Annotated in this window: 17 protein-coding genes; 14 read left to right on the top strand and 3 right to left on the bottom strand. The window is 71.3% G+C overall.

The window, feature by feature from the left end:
• Window positions 1–72: 72 nt before the first annotated feature.
• Genes hutU through hutI form a run of 4 tightly spaced genes read left to right on the top strand, consistent with a single transcriptional unit; the run spans window position 73 to window position 5,556 of the window.
• Window positions 73–1,746, top strand: a complete 1,674-nt coding sequence (gene hutU / locus ACIP79_RS20160; protein WP_401225109.1) for a urocanate hydratase — start codon at window positions 73–75, stop codon at window positions 1,744–1,746.
• On the top strand, window positions 1,743–2,960 hold the full coding sequence (locus ACIP79_RS20155; protein ID WP_401225107.1) for an allantoate amidohydrolase: 1,218 nt from the start codon (window positions 1,743–1,745) through the stop codon (window positions 2,958–2,960). The genes hutU and ACIP79_RS20155 overlap by 4 nt, the downstream gene beginning before the upstream one ends.
• Window positions 2,957–4,291, top strand: coding sequence for a formimidoylglutamate deiminase (locus tag ACIP79_RS20150; RefSeq protein WP_401225105.1), 1,335 nt, complete (start codon window positions 2,957–2,959; stop codon window positions 4,289–4,291). Before ACIP79_RS20155 ends, ACIP79_RS20150 begins: the two co-directional genes overlap by 4 nt.
• 56 nt (window positions 4,292–4,347) lie before the next feature.
• Window positions 4,348–5,556, top strand: coding sequence for an imidazolonepropionase (gene hutI / locus ACIP79_RS20145; RefSeq protein WP_401225103.1), 1,209 nt, complete (start codon window positions 4,348–4,350; stop codon window positions 5,554–5,556).
• Window positions 5,557–5,674: 118 nt separating this feature from the next.
• Here the strand turns inward: hutI and ACIP79_RS20140 are convergent, their stop codons facing one another.
• The gene (locus ACIP79_RS20140; protein WP_401225100.1) at window positions 5,675–6,568 is read right to left on the bottom strand and encodes an RNA polymerase sigma factor SigF; all 894 of its coding nucleotides are present in this window, start codon (window positions 6,566–6,568) and stop codon (window positions 5,675–5,677) included.
• Between the two features lie 250 nt (window positions 6,569–6,818).
• Here ACIP79_RS20140 and ACIP79_RS20135 point away from each other — a divergent pair, with 250 nt between their 5' ends.
• The 6 genes from ACIP79_RS20135 to ACIP79_RS20110 all read left to right on the top strand — a co-directional run bounded on the left by ACIP79_RS20135 (window position 6,819) and on the right by ACIP79_RS20110 (window position 12,807).
• Window positions 6,819–7,187, top strand: coding sequence for an STAS domain-containing protein (locus ACIP79_RS20135; protein ID WP_383680180.1), 369 nt, complete (start codon window positions 6,819–6,821; stop codon window positions 7,185–7,187).
• A gap of 267 nt (window positions 7,188–7,454) precedes the next feature.
• The gene (locus tag ACIP79_RS20130) at window positions 7,455–8,171 is read left to right on the top strand and encodes an ATP-binding protein (RefSeq protein ID WP_401225098.1); all 717 of its coding nucleotides are present in this window, start codon (window positions 7,455–7,457) and stop codon (window positions 8,169–8,171) included.
• 280 nt (window positions 8,172–8,451) lie between these two features.
• Complete coding sequence (locus ACIP79_RS20125; protein ID WP_401225095.1) at window positions 8,452–9,174, top strand: LPXTG cell wall anchor domain-containing protein; 723 nt, start codon at window positions 8,452–8,454, stop codon at window positions 9,172–9,174.
• Window positions 9,175–9,260: 86 nt separating this feature from the next.
• Window positions 9,261–10,304, top strand: coding sequence for a hypothetical protein (locus tag ACIP79_RS20120; protein WP_401225093.1), 1,044 nt, complete (start codon window positions 9,261–9,263; stop codon window positions 10,302–10,304).
• A gap of 14 nt (window positions 10,305–10,318) precedes the next feature.
• A complete protein-coding gene (locus tag ACIP79_RS20115) occupies window positions 10,319–11,440 on the top strand; it encodes a hypothetical protein (protein WP_401225632.1) in 1,122 nt (373 codons plus the stop codon).
• A 62-nt stretch (window positions 11,441–11,502) separates the two neighbouring features.
• Entirely contained in the window at window positions 11,503–12,807 is a 1,305-nt protein-coding gene (locus ACIP79_RS20110) for a hypothetical protein (protein WP_401225630.1), read from the top strand.
• Between the two features lie 96 nt (window positions 12,808–12,903).
• On the opposite strand, the gene ACIP79_RS20105 is transcribed toward ACIP79_RS20110, so the two are convergent.
• Entirely contained in the window at window positions 12,904–14,400 is a 1,497-nt protein-coding gene (locus ACIP79_RS20105; RefSeq protein ID WP_401225091.1) for an oligopeptide:H+ symporter, read from the bottom strand.
• Window positions 14,401–14,888: 488 nt separating this feature from the next.
• Between ACIP79_RS20105 and ACIP79_RS20100 the strand changes: the two genes are divergently transcribed.
• On the top strand, window positions 14,889–15,566 hold the full coding sequence (locus ACIP79_RS20100) for a response regulator transcription factor (protein WP_037748267.1): 678 nt from the start codon (window positions 14,889–14,891) through the stop codon (window positions 15,564–15,566).
• A 21-nt stretch (window positions 15,567–15,587) separates the two neighbouring features.
• Window positions 15,588–16,865, top strand: coding sequence for an ATP-binding protein (locus ACIP79_RS20095; RefSeq protein ID WP_401225088.1), 1,278 nt, complete (start codon window positions 15,588–15,590; stop codon window positions 16,863–16,865).
• Window positions 16,866–16,874: 9 nt separating this feature from the next.
• Here ACIP79_RS20095 and ACIP79_RS20090 read toward each other — a convergent pair whose 3' ends face one another.
• Window positions 16,875–17,465 (bottom strand): GtrA family protein, encoded by a 591-nt coding sequence (locus ACIP79_RS20090; protein ID WP_401225086.1) that lies wholly within the window; start codon window positions 17,463–17,465, stop codon window positions 16,875–16,877.
• 196 nt (window positions 17,466–17,661) lie between these two features.
• Between ACIP79_RS20090 and ACIP79_RS20085 the strand changes: the two genes are divergently transcribed.
• Entirely contained in the window at window positions 17,662–18,801 is a 1,140-nt protein-coding gene (locus ACIP79_RS20085; protein ID WP_401225084.1) for a 5-(carboxyamino)imidazole ribonucleotide synthase, read from the top strand.
• Window positions 18,798–19,361, top strand: coding sequence for a 5-(carboxyamino)imidazole ribonucleotide mutase (purE, locus tag ACIP79_RS20080; protein WP_387188093.1), 564 nt, complete (start codon window positions 18,798–18,800; stop codon window positions 19,359–19,361). The genes ACIP79_RS20085 and purE overlap by 4 nt, the downstream gene beginning before the upstream one ends.
• The last annotated feature ends 2 nt before the right edge of the window (window positions 19,362–19,363 follow it).

Below are 19,363 nucleotides of genomic sequence, written 5' to 3'. Positions count from 1 at the left end.
TCTATTGACTAGCTCTATTCAAGAAGTCAGGATGTGAATATCCACTGCAACAGTCCGCACAGGAGGCCGACCATGTCAGGACCCCGCCCCGTACGAGCGCCGCGCGGTACGGAACTGAGCGCCCTGGGATGGCAGCAGGAAGCCGCCCTGCGGATGTTGCAGAACAACCTCGACCCCGAGGTCGCCGAGCACCCCGACAAGCTCGTCGTCTACGGCGGCACCGGCAAGGCCGCGCGCGACTGGCGCTCCTTCGACGCCATGGTGCGCACCCTGCGGACCCTCAAGCAGGACGAGACGATGCTCGTCCAGTCCGGCCGCCCGGTCGGCGTCATGCAGACCCACGAGTGGGCCCCGCGCGTCCTCATCGCCAACTCCAACCTGGTCGGCGACTGGGCCAACTGGGAGGAGTTCCGCCGTCTGGAGGCCCTCGGCCTCACCATGTACGGCCAGATGACGGCCGGTTCGTGGATCTACATCGGCACCCAGGGCATCCTCCAGGGCACCTACGAGACGTTCTCCGCGGTCGCCGCGAAGAAGTTCGGCGGCACGCTGGCCGGCACGATCACCCTGACCGCCGGCCTCGGCGGGATGGGCGGCGCCCAGCCGCTCGCCGTGACGATGAACGACGGTGTCGCGATCTGTATCGACGTCGACCCGCGTGCCATCGAGCGCCGCATCGAGCACCGCTACCTCGACGTGAAGGCCGACTCCCTGGAGCACGCGCTCCAGCTCGCCGTCGAGGCCCGTGACGCCCGCCGCCCCCTCTCGATCGGCCTGCTCGGCAACGCCGCGGAGCTGCTCCCGCGCATGCTCGCCGAGGGCGCCCCCATCGACATCGTGACCGACCAGACCTCGGCCCACGACCCGCTGGCCTACCTCCCCGCCGGCGTCGACCTCGACGACATGGCCGGGTACGCCGCGAAGGACCCGGCCGGGTTCACCACCCGCGCCCGGGAGTCGATGGCCCGGCACGTCGAGGCCATGGTCGGCTTCATGGACGCCGGCGCCGAGGTCTTCGACTACGGCAACTCGATCCGCGGCGAGGCCAAACTCGCCGGGTACGAGCGGGCGTTCGCCTTCCCCGGCTTCGTCCCCGCCTACATCCGCCCGCTCTTCTCCGAGGGCAAGGGCCCCTTCCGCTGGGCCGCCCTCTCCGGCGAGGCCTCCGACATCCACAAGACCGACAAGGCGATCCTCGACCTCTTCCCTGAGAACGAGTCCCTGCACCGCTGGATCAAGCTGGCCGGTGAGCGCGTCCACTTCCAGGGCCTGCCCGCCCGCATCTGCTGGCTCGGCTACGGCGAACGCGACAGGGCCGGTGAGCGCTTCAACGACATGGTCGCCTCCGGCGAACTCGCGGCGCCCCTCGCGATCGGCCGCGACCACCTCGACTGCGGCTCCGTCGCCTCCCCGTACCGTGAGACGGAGGCCATGCTCGACGGCTCCGACGCGATCGCCGACTGGCCGCTGCTGAACGCCATGGTGAACGTCGCCTCCGGCGCGTCCTGGGTCTCCATCCACCACGGCGGCGGCGTCGGCATGGGCCGCTCCATCCACGCCGGCCAGGTCACCGTCGCCGACGGCACCCCGCTCGCCGGCGAGAAGATCCGCCGGGTACTGACGAACGACCCCGGCATGGGCGTCATCCGGCACGTGGACGCCGGATACGACATCGCCGAGTCCGTCGCCGACGAGCGTGGTGTGCGCGTCCCGATGCGCGAAGGCGACGAGGGCGGCGCCGCGTGACCTTCCACAGCATGTGGGCGGAGCTGCTGCCGATCGGCCGCGGTTCCGCCTCCGGCGGCTACCGCAGGTTCGCGTGGACGGCCGCGGACGCCGACTGCCGGGCGTGGTTCAGGACGCAGGCCGAGACCCGCGGCCTCGACTACGAGCTCGACCGGAACGGCAACCAGTGGGCCTGGCTCGGCGACCCCGCCGAAGGCGACGCCGTCGTCACCGGGTCCCACCTCGACTCCGTGCCGGACGGCGGCGCCTTCGACGGGCCCCTCGGCGTGGTGTCGTCCTTCGCCGCCCTCGACGAACTGCGCGCCCGCCGTACGCGGTTCGACCGGCCCCTCGCCATCGTGAACTTCGGTGACGAGGAGGGCGCGCGGTTCGGGCTCGCCTGTGTCGGGTCGCGGCTCGCCGCCGGGCAGCTCACGGCCGAGCAGGCGCACCGGCTGACCGACGCCGACGGCATCACCCTGCCGCAGGCGATGGAAAGGGCCGGTTACGACCCCGACACCATCGGCCCCGATCCCGAACGGCTCGCCCGCATCGGCGCCTTCGTCGAGCTGCACGTCGAACAGGGCCGCGCCCTCGACCTCTCCGGCGACCGCGTCGGCATCGCGAGCGCCATCTGGCCGCACGGCCGCTGGCGGTTCGACTTCCGCGGCGAGGCCAACCACGCGGGCACCACCCGGCTCGTGGACCGCCGCGACCCGATGCTGCCGTACGCCGAGACAGTCCTGGCCGCCCGCCGCGAGGCACAGCTCGCCGGCGCCGTCGCCACCTTCGGCAAGATCGCCGTCGAACCGAACGGGGTGAACGCCGTCCCCTCCCTGGTGCGCGGCTGGCTCGACTCCCGCGCCGCCGACCAGGCAGGCCTGGACACGGTCGTCACCGGCATCGAGAAGGCGGCCCGCGAGTACGCCGAGGCACAGGGCGTCGAACTCGACGTCGTCCGGGAGTCCTTCACCCCCGTCGTCGAGTTCGAGCACGCGCTGCGCGACGAACTCGCCCGGATCCTGGGCAAGGAGGCGGACCTGCGGGTCCCGGTCCTGGGCACCGGCGCCGGACACGACGCCGGAATCCTCTCCGGGACCGTCCCGACCGCCATGCTGTTCGTACGCAACCCCACGGGCGTCTCGCACTCCCCGGCCGAGTACGCCGCCGAGGACGACTGCGTGGCCGGGGTGACCGCACTCGCCGACGTACTCGAAGGGCTGGTCCGCAGGTGACGCAGACGTACTGGCTGGAACACGCCTGGCTCGGCACCCACGTCGAGCCGGGCGTGGCCCTGGAGGTGACGGACGGTCGGATCACCGCCGTCCGCACCGGCGCCGACACCCCGCCGCCCGGCGCCGAGACCCTCCGCGGCCTCACCCTTCCCGGGCTCGCGAACGCGCACAGCCACGCCTTCCACCGCGCACTGCGCGGCACCGTCCAGGTCGGCTCCGGCACCTTCTGGACCTGGCGCGAGATCATGTACAACTTCGCGGACAGGCTGACCCCGGAGACCTACCACGCCCTCGCCCGAGCCGTGTACGCGGAGATGGCGCTCGCCGGGATCACGGCGGTGGGTGAGTTCCACTACGTGCACCACGCGCCCGGCGGCACCCGGTACGCCGACCCGAACGCGATGGGCGAGGCGCTCGTCGAGGCGGCGGGCGAGGCCGGCATCAGGATCACCCTCCTCGACACCGCGTACGTCTCCGCGGGCTTCGGACAACCCCCGAACCGGCACCAGCTCCGCTTCTCCGACGGCAGCGCGGACGCCTGGGCGGAACGCTCTTCACTTCTCAAGGACCGTGATCACGCGCGGATCGGGGCGGCCGTCCACTCGGTGCGGGCCGTGCCCGCCGGGCAGCTGGCGACGGTGGCGCGCTGGGCCGAGGAGCGGCGGGCCCCGCTCCATGTGCACCTGTCCGAGCAGACCGCGGAGAACGACGCCTGCCAGGCGGCGCACGGCCGCACCCCCACCCAGCTGCTCGCCGACCACGGCGTCCTCGGCCCGCGCACCACCGGCGTCCACAGCACGCACCTCACGGCTCAGGACATCGCCCTCATCGGCGGCTCAGGCACCGGAACCTGCATGTGCCCGACCACCGAGCGGGACCTGGCCGACGGCATCGGCCCCGCCGTCGCCCTCCAGAACGCGGGCTCGCCGCTCTCCCTCGGCTCCGACAGCCACGCCGTCGTCGACCTGCTCGAAGAGGCCCGCGCGCTGGAGCTGAACGAGCGCCTGCGCACCCGCACCCGCGGCCACTGGACGGCCGCGGCGCTGCTGCGCGCCGCCTCCGCCGACGGCCACGCGGCCCTCGGCTGGGACGGCGCGGGCACCCTGGAGCCGGGCGCGCTCGCCGACTTCACGACGATCGCCCTCGACTCGGTCAGAACAGCGGGGCCGCTGCCGCGCCTGGGTGCCGAGACAGCCGTATTCGCCGCGACCGCGGCCGACGTACGCCACACGGTCGTGGCCGGGCGGCACGTCGTACGGGACGGTGTGCACGCTCTCGTCCCCGATGTGCCGAGGGCTCTCGCGGACGCCATCGACGCCCTGCGCGCCTGAGCGCCGCCCGAGCAGTCACCGCCGCCCGCCGCGGCCCGAGCCTCCACGAGGACGCCATGAGCAGCACGACCGCAACCACCACCGTCATCACCAACATCGCAGCGCTGGTCACCAACGACCCCTCCCTCGGGGACAGCTCCCCGCTCGGTCTGATCCAGGACGCGGCCCTCGTCATCGAGGGCGACCGCGTCGCGTGGACCGGTGAATCAAGAAAAGCACCCGCCACTGACAATCGGGTCGACGCCGGTGGCCGGGCGGTGATCCCGGGCTTCGTGGACTCCCACTCGCACCTCGTCTTCGCGGGCGACCGCACCCAGGAGTTCAACGCCCGCATGTCGGGCCGCGCCTACTCCGCAGGCGGCATCCGCACCACCGTCGCCGCCACCCGCGCCGCCTCCGACGAGGACCTGGAACGCAACCTCACGCACTACCTCCGCGAGGCCCTGCGCCAGGGCACCACCACCTTCGAGACGAAGTCGGGCTACGGCCTAACGGTCGCGGACGAGGCACGGGCGCTGCGCATCGCGGCGGCGCACACCGACGAGGTCACCTACCTCGGCGCGCACATCGTGTCGCCCGACTACGCCGACGACCCGGCCGCGTACGTGGCCCTGGTGACCGGCGAGATGCTCGACGCCTGTGCCCCGTACGCCAGTTGGATCGACGTCTTCTGCGAGAAGGGCGCCTTCGACGGCGACCAGGCGCGCGCGATCCTCACGGCGGGCCGGGCGAAGGGCCTGCACCCGCGGATCCACGCCAACCAGCTCTCCTACGGCCCCGGCGTCCAGCTCGCGGTCGAGCTGGACGCGGCGAGCGCGGACCACTGCACGCACCTCACGGACGCCGACGTGGACGCCCTGGCCAGTGGGAACACCGTCGCGACCCTCCTGCCGGGCGCCGAGTTCTCCACCCGCGCCCAGTGGCCGGACGCGCGCCGGCTGCTGGACGCGGGCGTCACCGTGGCCCTGTCCACCGACTGCAATCCGGGCTCGTCCTTCACCTCGTCCGTGCCGTTCTGCGTCGCGCTGGCGGTACGGGACATGGGGATGACCCCGGACGAGGCACTCTGGTCGGCCACGGCGGGCGGAGCACGGGCACTGCGGCGCACGGACATCGGCACGCTGACCCCGGGCGCCTACGCCGACCTCGCCTTCCTCGACGCACCGAGCCATGTCCACCTCGCCTACCGGCCGGGCGTCCCGCTCGTCTCCGAGGTCTGGCGGCGCGGGGCTCCGGTCAGCCAGGGGGTGCCGGCCAAGCTGTGACCGCGCCCGGCACCCCCGGGTGTCGGGGGTGCCGGGCGCGGTCACAGCCTTCGGCGGCCTTCGCGGTCGGAGGACGGAGGACGGAGAACCGTCACTCCTGACGCTCACTCCTGGACGCTCACTCCTCGACGGTCAGTCCCCTGCGCAGTCGCACCAGGGTGCGGGAGAGCAGCCGGGAGACGTGCATCTGGGAGATGCCGAGTTCTTCGCCGATCTCCGACTGCGTCATGTTGGCGACGAAGCGGAGCGAGAGGATCTGGCGGTCACGGGACGGGAGTTCGGCGATCAGCGGCCGCAGGGACTCCACGTACTCGATGCCTTCGAGGCCGTTGTCCTCGTAGCCGATGCGGTCCGCGAGCGCGCCCTCGGAGTCGTCCTCCTCGGGCTGCGCGTCCAGCGAACTGGCCGTGTAGGCGTTCGAGGCGGCCATGCCCTCGACGACCTCTTCGTTGGAGAGGCCCAGGCGCTCCGCCAGCTCTCCCACCGTCGGAGCACGATCGAGCTTCTGGGCGAGTTCGTCGCCCGCCTTGGCCAGGTCGAGGCGGAGTTCCTGAAGCCTGCGCGGTACGCGCACCGACCACGACGTGTCGCGGAAGAAGCGCTTGATCTCGCCGATGATGGTCGGCATCGCGAAGGTGGGGAACTCGACGCCGCGGCTCATCTCGAAACGGTCGATCGCCTTGATCAGGCCGATGGTGCCGACCTGGATGATGTCCTCCATCGGTTCGCTGCGGGAGCGGAACCGAGAGGCGGCGAACTTGACCAGCGCGAGGTTGAGTTCGACCAGCGTGTTGCGGACGTACGAGTATTCGTAGGTGCCTTCTTCGAGGGACTCCAGCCGCTCGAAGAGGGTCTTGGACAGGGCCCGTGCGTCCACTGGCCCCACCTGGTCGAAGGGGGGGATCTCCGGGAGTCCCGCGAGTCCGTCGGTTTCCCCGAGGAGCCGCTGGTGTGCCGGAGGGGGAGCCGACGTCGCCGTCTGGGTATGCGATTCGTCGAGCCGGGGTGACATGGTGTCCTCCATCGTTCTCGGCATATGGCCGCCGATGCCAATGCGTGCACTGCGGTGTGCGGCGCCTCCGAAGCCGGTCGGGTTGAATAGGTGTCGCTACTAGCCCTACCCGCTCCGACTCCGTTGTTGCAAGTGTGCTTAGTTATGAAATGTCCGTTTCTAGGCGGTTGTTCGGGTGTCAGGGTGTGTAGAGAAGGCGTAGTGTTCGAGTGCTTGCATCAGCAGTCACGACGCTCAGGAGAGAGACGGCATGGACCGCGGGACAGTCGGCAGCGCCCAGTCGGGCCGGCTTCTTGTCGAAGTGCGGGAAGAGGGCCCCAGCGCCGTCGTAACCCCCGCGGGTGAGCTCGATCACCACACGGCTGATTTGTTGCGTGAGCCACTCGACGACTGCCTCGAAAAGGGGTATGCGCGACTGGTCGTCGACTGCTCGCGCCTGGAGTTCTGTGACTCCACCGGACTCAATGTGCTGCTCAGCGCCCGGCTGAAGGCCGAGGCCGCGGGTGGCGGGGTCCACCTCGCGGCGATGCTGCCGGTGGTGGCACGGGTCTTCGAGATCACCGGGGCGGAGGCCGTTTTCACCATCCACGACACCCTCGCCGCGGCCCTGGCCGACTAGGCGGGCCGGGTGGATCGTCTCGAAGTGATGCCCTGGTTGTCCCAGTGTGATCAGCGGGTTACGCGCGTCACAGGTTTCGGGTCGAATAATTGGGTGTTCGGATGGTTCGGCCGGGCAGGAGACATCCTGGATATGTCGGCCGCTCCGGTGGCGGGCGCGCCGCGGGCGGATCGGTCGGTCAGCCGTCGGCGCGGACGCGCCCTGGATCTACGTACTGAGTGCTGAGTCTTGATTTGTGAACTGGTGAATCGGTGAGGTGAAGCGCTGATGAGCACCACCCGGCCATACCCGCCGGGAGACCGCGGCCCGGAGTCGGGCGACGGCGCTTCCGCGGTGACCGGCACCGGCGTGTCCCCAGGTGGCGCGGCCGTCTCCTCCGTCGGCACGGGCGCTGACGGCGGCACCGGCGACGTCGGCGGCAGCACGCCCCCCGTCGGCGGCGTGATCGGCGCCGACGCCGGCGCGGCCACGGCCATCGGCGCCGGAACGGGCAGCGATGCCGGAACGGGCAGTGATGCCGGAGCCGGAGCGGGCACCGACGCGGGCGCCGGCGGCGGAACCGAGCCCGGCCCCGGCCGGCAGGTCCGCACGCTGAGCTTCGAGGACCAGAGCGGCGTCGTGCCGCTCGCCCGCGACTTCGCCCGCCAGGCGCTGTACGCGTGGGGCTGGCTGCCCGCCGAGAGCGCCGACCGCCGCGCAGCCGCCGAGGACATCCTCCTGGTCGTCTCCGAACTCGTGACCAACGCCTGCCTGCACGCGGAGGGCCCGGAGGAACTCCGGATCGCCTGCGACAAGAAGGTGTTCCGCGTCGAGGTCTCCGACCGCGGCGCCGGCCAGCCCGCACCGCGCACCCCGCACCGCGCCGGCCGCCCCGGCGGGCACGGCATGTTCATCGTGCAGCGACTGTGCCTGGACTGGGGAGTCGTCCGCGTCCCGGGCGTCGCGGGCAAGACCGTCTGGGCCGAACTCGGAGCACCCGCCTAACCCGGCCGGCCCCCGCCCCAGGGCCGCCCGCGCTTCGAACCCGCGTGCGCACCCGTCCCGTACGTCATCGCATGCGCACCTGTGCGTCATCACGCGCGCACCCGTGCGTCATCACCCGCGTACCCGTACGTCATCACCCGCGTACCCGTGCGTCATCACCCGCGCGCCGGATCTCCTCACATCCGGCGCGCGCTTTGTCTTCCCTCCGCAGGACCCCGGGCGTACCTTGACGGCCGATCTGATGTTCCGTCAGATGTCCTGTCAGGAATGAGGCTTCGAGGTGTCGTACCGGACGTACCAGAAACGAACCGCCGCGTTCGCGTTCGCCGCGGCCCTGGCCGGCTCCGCGGTGCTGACGGCCGCCCCCGCCGCCCACGCCGACGTGGTGGACGTCAACTACCAGTGCAAGACGCCGATCGGCGACAAGAGCGCCGTCTCGCCGATCGACATCAGGAGCGAGAAGAGCGGCAGCGGGTACCGGCTCACCATGTCCTGGCAGAAGGGCGTCTCCTCCAGCCCGGTGGAACTGGGCAAGGGGGCGATGAGCCCGAGCGCCGTGATCAAGGTGGGCGGCGCGGACAGCGGCACGGTGACCGTGAGCGGCCCGGCCAACGCGGCGGCGATCCCCGCCAACACCCCCATCAAGATCAGTGACTTGAGCGGCACGTACACCCCGAAGAAGACCGGCTCGGTCACCTTCACCGCGGGCGTGCTGACCATCAAGGCGCTGGGCACGACGACCACCTGCACCCCGTCGAACAGCCCGGGACCCTCACTCACCCTCGACGTCACGGCGGCGGGCGGCGGCGGTAACGGCAGTGGCAGCGGCGGCGGTTCGGGCTCGGGCGAGCCGCAGAGCGGTCCGGAATCCGGTGCCGAACTCCCGCGGACCGGCCCCGAGGACTCCGCGATCGCCCTCGGCACGCTCGGCGGCACGGTGCTGCTCACGGGCGCGGCGGGCGTGCTGTGGCTGACCCGCAGGCATCAGGCGGCCCGCCGCTGACCCACCGGTTCGCGGCGCCACCCGTCACGTGACCACCGCTTCGCGACGAGGCCCCGCCTGCCGTCCCTTCCGAACGGGAGCCGCTGATGCCCTACGCCGTCACCCGTGTACTGGGCCTGACCGCACTGCTGTTGGGCGCCGCGCCGATGGCCGTGGCCGCCGACGGCTGGTCCGTCGTGCCGTCCGCGAACGGGCCGCGGGGGCGGCCGTACGTGTACGCGGAGGGCGCCCCAGGCACGGTCCTCCAGGACTCGGTGTCCGTGCTGAACCCGGGCGACGGGCCGCTCACCGTCCGGCTGCGCGGCGTGGACGGTGAGTGGGCCGACACCGCGGACGGCGTGTTCACACTCCGGGAGAAGGCCGCGGACACCGGCGCGTGGATCAGCTTCGCGGGCCGGGCGGACGGAAAACGGGTCCCGGTGGACTCGGTGTCCGTGCGCGTCCCCGCGCACACCCGCGCCGACGTCCCCTTCACCCTGAGCGTCCCGGCCGGGGCGGCGCCCGGCGACCATCCGGGCGCGATCGTCGCGAGCGGCGCCGGACGGACCTCGGCGGTGCGGGTCCAACTGCGGGTGGCCGGACCCGCGTTGTCGGCGCTCACCGTCGAGCACGTCACCGTGCGCGAGGGCCGGATCTCCTACGAGCTGGTCAACCGCGGCACCACCGTCCTCACCCCCGAACTCGCCGTCCACGCCGAGGGCGCCTTCGGCGAGGTCCTCGACCGTGCCCGACGCACCCTGCCCGTCGAACTCCTGCCCGGCCGCCGCGTCACGCTCGGCGAACCGTGGCGTGACACCCCGGCGCTGGACTCGGTCGACGTGCGGCTGACCGTGACGGCCGCGGGCGGCGCGCGCGACACGGGGTCCGCGTCGGTGACGTTCGTGCCGAGGAGCGCGGTGGCGGGGATCGGGGGCGCGCTCGCGATCATCGCGGCCTTGCTCGTCGTACGACGTCGCGGGGGGCCCGTGACGGACGGCGCGCGGCGGGACGGAAGGCGTTTCCCGAGCGACGGAAGGCGTTTGCCGGGTGGCGGACCGCGTTTCCCGGGTGGCGGACGACGCCCGGCGCCGGACCGTGAGGCGTGTGAACAGGCGTGCGCGGAGGACGAGTTGACGGGAGCCGTGTCGTGAGCGTGGTGGACTTCGTGGGCGGCAGAGCGCGGATCACGGCGCTGGCGGTGGTGCTGGCGCTCTCCGTGCTGCCCTTCGCCGCGAGCCCCGCGGCCGGCGCGGACAAGCCCTCCGTCCGGCTGTCCAGGTCGGAGGCCGGGACGGGCGGTTCGATCACCGTCACCGGCACCGGATGGCGGCCGAAAGCGCTGCTGATGATGCTGATCTGCGGCCAGTCGGTGCCGTCCCGCGGCGTGGTCGGCGGCACCAACTCCTGTGCCAACGCGGACGGCCGGGCCGTCACCACCGACACGAAGGGCGGCTTCCGCAGGGAACTGCCGGTCGTCGAACCGCCCGAGCCGTGCCCGTGCGTGGTGCACGTCGCCACGGTCACGGGGGAGAAGGCGCAGGCGGACGCCATCTTCATGGTCGCCGGGCACTCGGTCGAGCCGTTGCCCGAGGAGGAGAGCGGCGCGCGGCTCTCGGTGCTCACGGACACCCGGCTCGACGGTTCGAGCGGACTGCTCACCTCGTTCGGCTCCCCGCCCGCGCGCACCCTCGTCTTCACGGTCGGCAACGTCGGCACCGCCGCCGTCAAGGACCCCGTCTTCCAAGTGGGCACCTCGCACGGCGTGTTCGCCCCACGCTGGGAGGAACAGCAGTGGCGCGGCACCATCGCGCCCGGCAGGCGGGCGAAGATCGAACTCCCCGTGGAACTCGCGGCCGGGGCGCACGGCGACTACACCGTCTCGCTGAAGTACGGCGGGAAGATGCTCGCCGAGCACCCGTGGGGCGTGGGCCGCCCCTGGGGCGTGACGCTGTTCTGGATCATGCTCGCGGTGGTCGTACCGGCCGCGGTGTTCCGCGTCGCCATGGCCGGGGTGGACCGGCTGCGCCCCCGCAGGACCGCCGGCCGAGGCAGCCGCCACCGGGGCCTGCGCCTTCCCGAACTCACCCGCCGGACACCGAGTCCGAGCCGTTCCGCGGCACCGGGATCACCCACGAATCCGACTCCGACCCCGCCCGCGTCTCGCGATCCGGCAAGGACCCTCCCATGGTTCACGCCGGACAGCGATCCGGGGATCCCGGCGGCCGGTCAGCTCTCCGCACCGCACGAGAACAGTCCGAACACCCCCACGAGGAAGGGCAACACGTGAGTACGCAACGGAGAGTGGTACCGCCGGCGAGGCGGAGAGCCGGCGCGGCCGGGGCCGTGCTGATGCTCGGCGGCGCGGGCATCCTGCTGGGGGTGGCCGCGGTCCCGGCCCAGGCCGCCGAGGTGTCGTACCTGACCGAGTGTGTCCCGCCCGCGATCTCCGGTCTGCCGCCGGTCGAGGGCACGACCAGGGCGGACATCACCGCGCCCGCCGAGGCGAAGGTGGGCGACGAGGTCACCATCACCTGGAAGTTCGTCCAGGCCGCGTCCAAGAACCCGGACGTCCTCGACCTGGAGAAGGACACGGTCATGCCGACCGGCACGCTGAAGGCGGCCGGCGCCCAGACGGCAGACATCGCCATGGAGGGCCCGCGGCAGAACCCGGCGATCCCCAAGAACAGCGACATGAAGCTGTCCGACATGACGGGCACGCTGAAACTGACGGCGGCCGGCGAGGTGACGCTGACACCGGACGCGTACGGCATCAATGTCAGCAAGCCGATCTCGACCGACACCAAGTGCGCCCCGAAGGAGGCCGTGACGGCGGCGGCGACCATCAAGGTGACGGAGGGCGGCGGGACTTCGGGCGGTACGACGGGCGGTGGGCCGACCGCGACGCAGACACCGCCGACGGGTTCACCGACACCGAGCGAGAGCGGGACCGGGGGCGGCACCGGAGGCGACACCGGGGGTGACACGGGAGGCGGCGACACCGGCGGTTCCACCGGGGGCGGCGGCCAGACCGACTTCACCGGCAAGGAGGTCTCCGTCGCCTACGAGTGCAAGACACCCATCGGAGACAAGAGCGCGGTCTCTCCCGTGCAGATCAACGCCAGCAGGAACGGCGGGAGTTACGACCTCACGGTCCAGTTCAAGGGCTCCGTGATGGACAGTCCCGCCGACATCCCCGCGGACTCGGTGAAGCCCTCCATGGAGGTCACCCTGGGCGGCTCCGACACGGGCAGCGTCCATGTCGAGGGCCCCACCAACTCCGAGGCGATCAAGACGGGCGACCCGATGGAGATCTCCGACCTCACGGGCACCTACAAGCCCGGAGCGACCGGCGAATCGACCCTGTCGCCCGGCGTGCTGACGGTGGAGGCACTCGGTACGACGACCACCTGCACCCCGTCGAAGACCGAGGTCTCGCTGACCCTGGACACCACGGAACAGGCGAGCGGCGCGGCCGGAGGGAGTGGGGGCTCCTCCACCACCGGATCCGGCGGTACGTCGTCCGGCGGCGGCGGTCTCGCGGAGACGGGCGCCGAGGGCCACAGCGCGGTCAAGGCCCTCGGGCTGGTCGCGGGCACGGTGATCCTGCTGGGCGGCGCGGTGTTCACGTTCATGCCGGGGCGGCGCCTGCGCTGAGGCGCGGCCCCGCACCCGGTCGTCCGCACGAACGCCGAGGGGCCGCCGCACCGATGGTGCGGCGGCCCCTCGTACGACGGACCCGGTGGGTGTACGTCAGCGGACGTCGCCCATGAGTTCCTTGACCTTGTTGCGGTACATCCACACCGCGACACCGGCGACCACGGCGAGCGTGGCCTCCAGGGCGACGATGCCCATCTTGTTCAGGTCGACCCCGGCGATGGAGAGCAGACCGGTCGTGGCGTCACCGGCGGTGACGGCCAGGAACCAGACGCCCATCATCTGCGAGGCGTACTTCGCGGGCGCCATCTTCGTCGTGACGGAGAGGCCCACCGGGGAGAGCATCAGCTCACCGACGGTCTGCACGAAGTAGATCGCGACCAGCCACATCGCGGCGGCCTTGTGACCGCCCTCGGCGATGGACAGCGGAGCCAGGAAGAGGAAGAACGACGCGCCGACCAGCGTGAGGCCGGAGGCGAACTTCACGATGGTGCTCGGCTCCTTGCCGCGCTTGTTCAGCGCCAGCCAGAACCAGGCGAAGACCGGCGCGAGCGCCATGATCAGCACCGGGTTCACGGACTGGTACCAGGAGACCGGGAACTCCCAGCCGAAGACGGTGTTCTCGGCCGAGCCGTCGGCGAAGATCGACAGGGTCGAGCCGCCCTGGTCGTAGATCATCCAGAACACGGCGGCGGCGACGAAGAACCAGATGTAGCCGGACATCTTCGACTGCTCGGCGCGGTCCAGGTCCTTGTCGCGCTTGATCCGCACCAGCACCATGACCGGGATGATCACGCCGAGGAGGGTCAGCGGGACCAGGATCCAGTTCAGCGTGTAGTGACCGGTGGTGCCGACGATGGCGTAGAAGACGACGGCGATGCCCGCCCAGACCGCGGCCTTGCGCAGCGTCGAGGACTTCTCCGCGTCGGACAGCGGCGTGGGGACCACGGAGGAGCGGTCGGCGAGGTTGCGGCTGCCGATCAGGAACTGGCCGAGGCCGATCGCCATGCCGAGCGCCGCGAGCGCGAAGCCCAGGTGCCAGTTGACGTTCTCACCGATCGTGCCGATGATCAGCGGCGCGGCGAACGCGCCCAGGTTGATGCCCATGTAGAAGACCGTGAAGCCACCGTCGCGGCGCGGGTCGTCCGGGCCGTCGTAGAGGTGGCCGACCATCGTCGAGATGTTGGCCTTCAGCAGACCCGAGCCGATCGCCACGAGGCCGAGGCCCGCGTAGAAGGTGCCCGACGACGGCAGCGCCAGCGTCAGGTGGCCGAGCATGATGACTCCGCCGGCGACGGCGACGGTCTTGCGGGGACCCCAGACCCGGTCGCCGAACCAGCCGCCGGGCAGGGCGAGCAGGTACACCATCGACACGTAGACGGAGTAGATCGCGGTCGCGGTGGCCGCGCTCAGGTGCAGGCCACCCGGTGCGACCAGGTACAGCGGGAGCAGAGCCCTCATGCCGTAGTAGGAGAAACGCTCCCACATCTCGGTCATGAAGAGTGTGGCCAGTCCGCGGGGGTGGCCGAAGAAGGTGCGCTCGAAACCGGGGGTGCCCGGGTCTGCTGAGCCCTTCGTCAGGCTGGACGCCATGGTCGTTCCTTGCTGGTCGGGACGCGCGTGAGTGGGGTCGCGCGCCCGGTGGGGGCGGCCGGCACCGGCGGGTTCCGGCCGTCCGTCCCCACGCCCACGGGGAGTCCGCTCCGGATTGCGGAGCGATGGAGGCCGACCACCGGGATCCACGCCCTTCACGCTTCGGTGCGCTCGGGCCCGGCCACAGGTCATTCCTTTCAAGGCTGGCGAATACCAGCCCGCACACAAAAGAGACCTTCAGCGTCAAATGCTCGCCAAAGGTCCCCGCGGTGCTACAGGCGTCCGGTCACCATACGACATGTCAATGCGGCATATGGAAGGACTTGAGAGATGGATCACAGGCAGTAACGGAACCGCAGGCACCTATTCGAAGGTGTCCATCAGGATTGTCTCCCACAGTGGCAGGTCGGCCACTCCACAGCCGTGGGTAAGAATCACGGATGCCGATCACCCCGCGAGTGTCGTCCGGGGCGGACTACCATCACCCCATGACCCGTGTACTGCTCGCCGAGGACGACGCGTCCATCTCGGAACCCCTGGCCCGCGCCCTGCGCCGCGAGGGATACGAGGTCGAGGTGCGCGAGGACGGACCCACCGCGCTCGACGCGGGCATCCAGGGCGGCATCGATCTGTGCGTCCTGGACCTGGGCCTGCCCGGCATGGACGGCCTGGAAGTGGCCCGCCGGCTCCGTGCCGAGGGCCACACCGTCCCGATCCTCATCCTGACCGCGCGTGCCGACGAGGTGGACACCGTCGTCGGCCTCGACGCGGGCGCCGACGACTACGTCACCAAGCCGTTCCGGCTCGCCGAACTGCTCGCCCGCGTCCGGGCCCTGCTGCGGCGCGGCGCGGCCGAGCCCCAGCAGCCGCCCGCCACCCACGGGGTGCGCATCGACGTCGAGTCGCACCGCGCCTGGATGGGCGACGAGGAACTCCAGCTCACCGCCAAGGAGTTCGACCTCCTGCGGGTCCTCGTCCGGGACGCGGGACGGGTCGTCACCCGCGACCAGCTCATGCGTGAGGTCTGGGACACCACCTGGTGGTCCTCGACCAAGACCCTCGACATGCACATCTCCTGGCTCCGCAAGAAGCTCGGCGACGACGCGGCGAACCCTCGCTACATCGCGACGGTACGAGGTGTCGGGTTCCGCTTCGAGAAGAGCTGAGCAACCCGCCCGGAGGGCACCGTGCGCCGCCGTCTCATCCAGTCCACCCTCGCCGTGGTGCTCGTCGTGATCGCCGTGTTCGGCGTCTCCCTCGTGATCGTCGAGACGCGGACGATCAGCAGCAGCGCCCAGGAGCGGGTGGACTCCGAGGCGCTGCGGCTGGCGAGCATCGTGGACAGCCGGATCATCGGGCACGAGGACATCACCTCGGAGATCCTGAAGAACCAGGTCACCGACGAGCGGTACGCCGTGATCCGGATCCCCGGCCGGGCGCCGATCGAGATCGGCAGCAAGCCCCGCGGTGACGTCATCCACTACACGGCGAACGGCGAGGAGGGCGAGACGGTCACCGTCCAGGAGCCGCGCTCGTCCGTGACCAAGGAAGTCGGCCGCACGCTGCTGATCATCGCGGCGGTCGCCCTGCTCGCCATCATCGCCGCCGTCCTGCTCGCCGTACGGCAGGCCAACCGCCTCGCCTCCCCGCTCACCGACCTCGCGGAGACCGCGGAACGGCTCGGTTCCGGCGACCCCCGCCCACGGCACAAGCGGTACGGCGTCCCGGAGCTGGACCGCGTCGCCGACGTCCTGGACGGCAGCGCCGAGCGGATCGCGCGGATGCTGACCGCCGAGCGCAGGCTGGCCGCGGACGCCTCCCACCAGCTCCGTACGCCGCTGACGGCGCTCTCCATGCGGCTGGAGGAGATCACCCTCACCGACGACCCGGAGACGGTGAAGGAGGAGGCGACGATCGCGCTGACGCAGGTCGAGCGGCTCACGGACGTCGTGGAGCGGCTGCTCACCAACGCCCGCGACCCGCGCACCGGCTCCGCCGTCTCCTTCGACCTGGACGAGGTCATCAAGCAGCAGCTGGAGGAGTGGCGCCCGGCCTACCGCAGCGCGGGCCGCGCCATCGTCAGCTCCGGCAAACGCCATCTGCGGGCCGTCGGCACACCGGGGGCGGTCGCCCAGGTCCTGGCCGCGCTCATCGAGAACTCCCTGATGCACGGCGGCGGCACCGTCGCCCTGCGCACCCGCGTCACCGGCAACCAGTCCGTCGTCGAGGTCACCGACGAGGGCCCCGGCGTCCCCGCCGACCTCGGCGCCCGCATCTTCGAGCGCGCCATCAGCGGCCGCAACTCCACGGGAATCGGGCTCGCGGTCGCCCGTGACCTCGCGGAGGCCGACGGGGGCCGCCTGGAGATGCTCCAGGCGCAGCCGCCGGTGTTCGGCCTGTTCCTGTCGCGTACGCCCCTGAAGAAGCCGCTGACGGGCGAGGAGCTGGAGCCGACGGTCAGGTAGCCGGGTGGCTCAGCTGACGCGCTGAGCGGGCCTGGGGCGCGGCTCGGGACCGGGCCGACCGGCCGGTCCGGCCTGTTCGGCCTCGGCCTCGGCTTCGGCCTCAAGGAACGATTCGGCACTGGCCACCGCCTCACGCGCGGGCAGCGCGCGGAACACCCAGGTGCGGTACGACCAGAAGCGGAAGAGGGTCGCGACGCCGATGCCGAGGAACTTGAAGATGTTGCTCTGCAGCGGGCTGTCCCAGCCGAAGCCGTACGTCGCGAGGTACAGCACGCCGTTCTCGATCACCAGTCCCACCGCGCTGAACAGCAGGAACAGGGTCAGTTCCTTGGTGCGGCCGCCCTTGTCGCGGTCCCGGTAGGTGAAGTAGCGGAAGCCGACGTAGTTGAAGACGATCGCGACGACCGTGGCGATGACACCGGCCCGGACGACCTGGAGACCGGTCCCGTGGCGCACCAGGTTGAACGTGATCAGGTTGACGAGCAGCCCCACCCCGCCGACCGCGCCGAACTTGACGACCTCACGGAAGAGCCGGTCGAACCGGCGGCGGAACGCACCGAGCGGCTGCTCGGTGGAGGGCCCCGCAGAACCACTGCCCATGGTGTCGCCAGCCCCTGTCGGTCGCCGTCAGCCGGATACGTCAACCCAGCCATGCTAACCAGCGGCTCCCGGCATCGTCCGTGTGTACAGACTCACAGGTAAGAAAATGGGCCTGGCCGCGGGGGCCGTCGGCTCGGAGATACCGGTCCACAGGTGCGGAAACCGGCCACCGTGGCGCGGCCGATACTCTTGGAGGGTGACGTTCCCGGTAGTCGGCATGGTCGGCGGTGGCCAGCTCGCTCGTATGACACACGAGGCGGGCATCCCGCTCGGCATCAAGTTCAAGCTCCTCAGTGACACCCCTCAGGACTCCGCGGCGCAGGTGGTGGGCGATGTCGTCATCGGCGACTACCGCGACCTCGACACGCTGCGCGAGTTCGCGCGGGGCTGCGACGTGATCACCTTCGATCACGAACACGTACCCACCGAGCATCTGCGTGCCCTGGAGGCGGACGGCATCCCCGTCCGCCCCGGGCCCGACGCCCTCGTGCACGCCCAGGACAAGGGCGTGATGCGGGCGAAGCTCGACGAACTCGGGGTGCCGTGCCCGCGGCACCGGATCGTGAGCGACGTCGACGACGTCGGCGCGTTCGCGGCCGAGGGGGACGGTTTCCCGGTCATCCTCAAGACGGTCCGCGGCGGCTACGACGGCAAGGGGGTCTGGTTCGTACGCTCCCTCGCGGACGCGGCCGAGCCCTTCCGCGCCGGTGTCCCCGTCCTCGCCGAGGAGAAGGTCGACTTCGTGCGCGAGCTCGCGGCGAACGTCGTCCGCTCCCCGCACGGCCAGGCGGTCGCCTACCCTGTCGTCGAGTCCCAGCAGGTCGACGGCGTCTGCGACACGGTGATCGCCCCGGCCCCCGGCATCGCGGAGGACCTGGCGCTGCGGGCCGGCGAGCTGGCCCTGCGCATCGCCAAGGAACTCGGCGTCGTCGGCCACCTCGCCGTCGAGCTCTTCGAGACGCCCGACGGCCGCATCCTGGTCAACGAACTGGCCATGCGCCCGCACAACTCGGGCCACTGGACCCAGGACGGCGCGGTCACCTCACAGTTCGCCAACCACGTACGAGCAGTCCTCGACCTCCCGCTCGGCGACCCGCGCCCGCGCGCGAAGTGGACGGTCATGGCGAACGTCCTGGGCGGCGACTACCCCGACATGTACTCCGCGTACCTGCACTGCATGGCCCGCGACCCCCAGCTGAAGATCCACATGTACGGCAAGGACGTGAAGCCCGGCCGCAAGGTCGGCCACGTCAACACCTACGGCGACGACCTGGACGACGTACTGGAGCGCGCCCGGCACGCAGCCGGTTACCTGAGAGGCACGATCACCGAATGACCGGTCCTGTTGAATCCGGCGCCCCCGGCCCGTCCGGCGCTCCCGTCGTAGGCATCGTCATGGGGTCCGACTCGGACTGGCCCGTGATGGAGGCCGCGGCCCAGGCCCTCGACGAGTTCGAGATCCCCTACGAGGTGGATGTCGTCTCCGCGCACCGCATGCCGCGCGAGATGATCGCGTACGGCGAGCAGGCCGCCGACCGCGGACTCAAGGCGATCATCGCGGGCGCGGGCGGCGCCGCCCACCTGCCCGGCATGCTGGCGTCCGTGACGCCGCTCCCGGTCATCGGCGTCCCGGTCCCGCTGAAGTACCTCGACGGCATGGACAGCCTGCTCTCGATCGTGCAGATGCCCGCCGGAGTCCCGGTCGCGACCGTCTCCGTGGCCGGCGCGCGCAACGCCGGCCTGCTGGCCGCCCGGATGCTCGCCGCGCACGACCCCGAACTCCTGACCCGCATGCGGGAGTTCCAGCAGGAGCTGAACGACCAGGCCACCGAGAAGGGCAAGCGCCTGCGCACCAAGGTCGAGGGCGCGGGCAGCGGCTTCGGTTTCGGGAAGTGACG

The sequence above is a fragment of the Streptomyces sp. NPDC088747 genome, from assembly GCF_044751025.1.
Lineage (GTDB): Bacteria > Actinomycetota > Actinomycetes > Streptomycetales > Streptomycetaceae > Streptomyces.
Note: the sequence above shows the minus strand (reverse complement) of the source record. Positions and strands in the feature narration are given on the sequence as shown.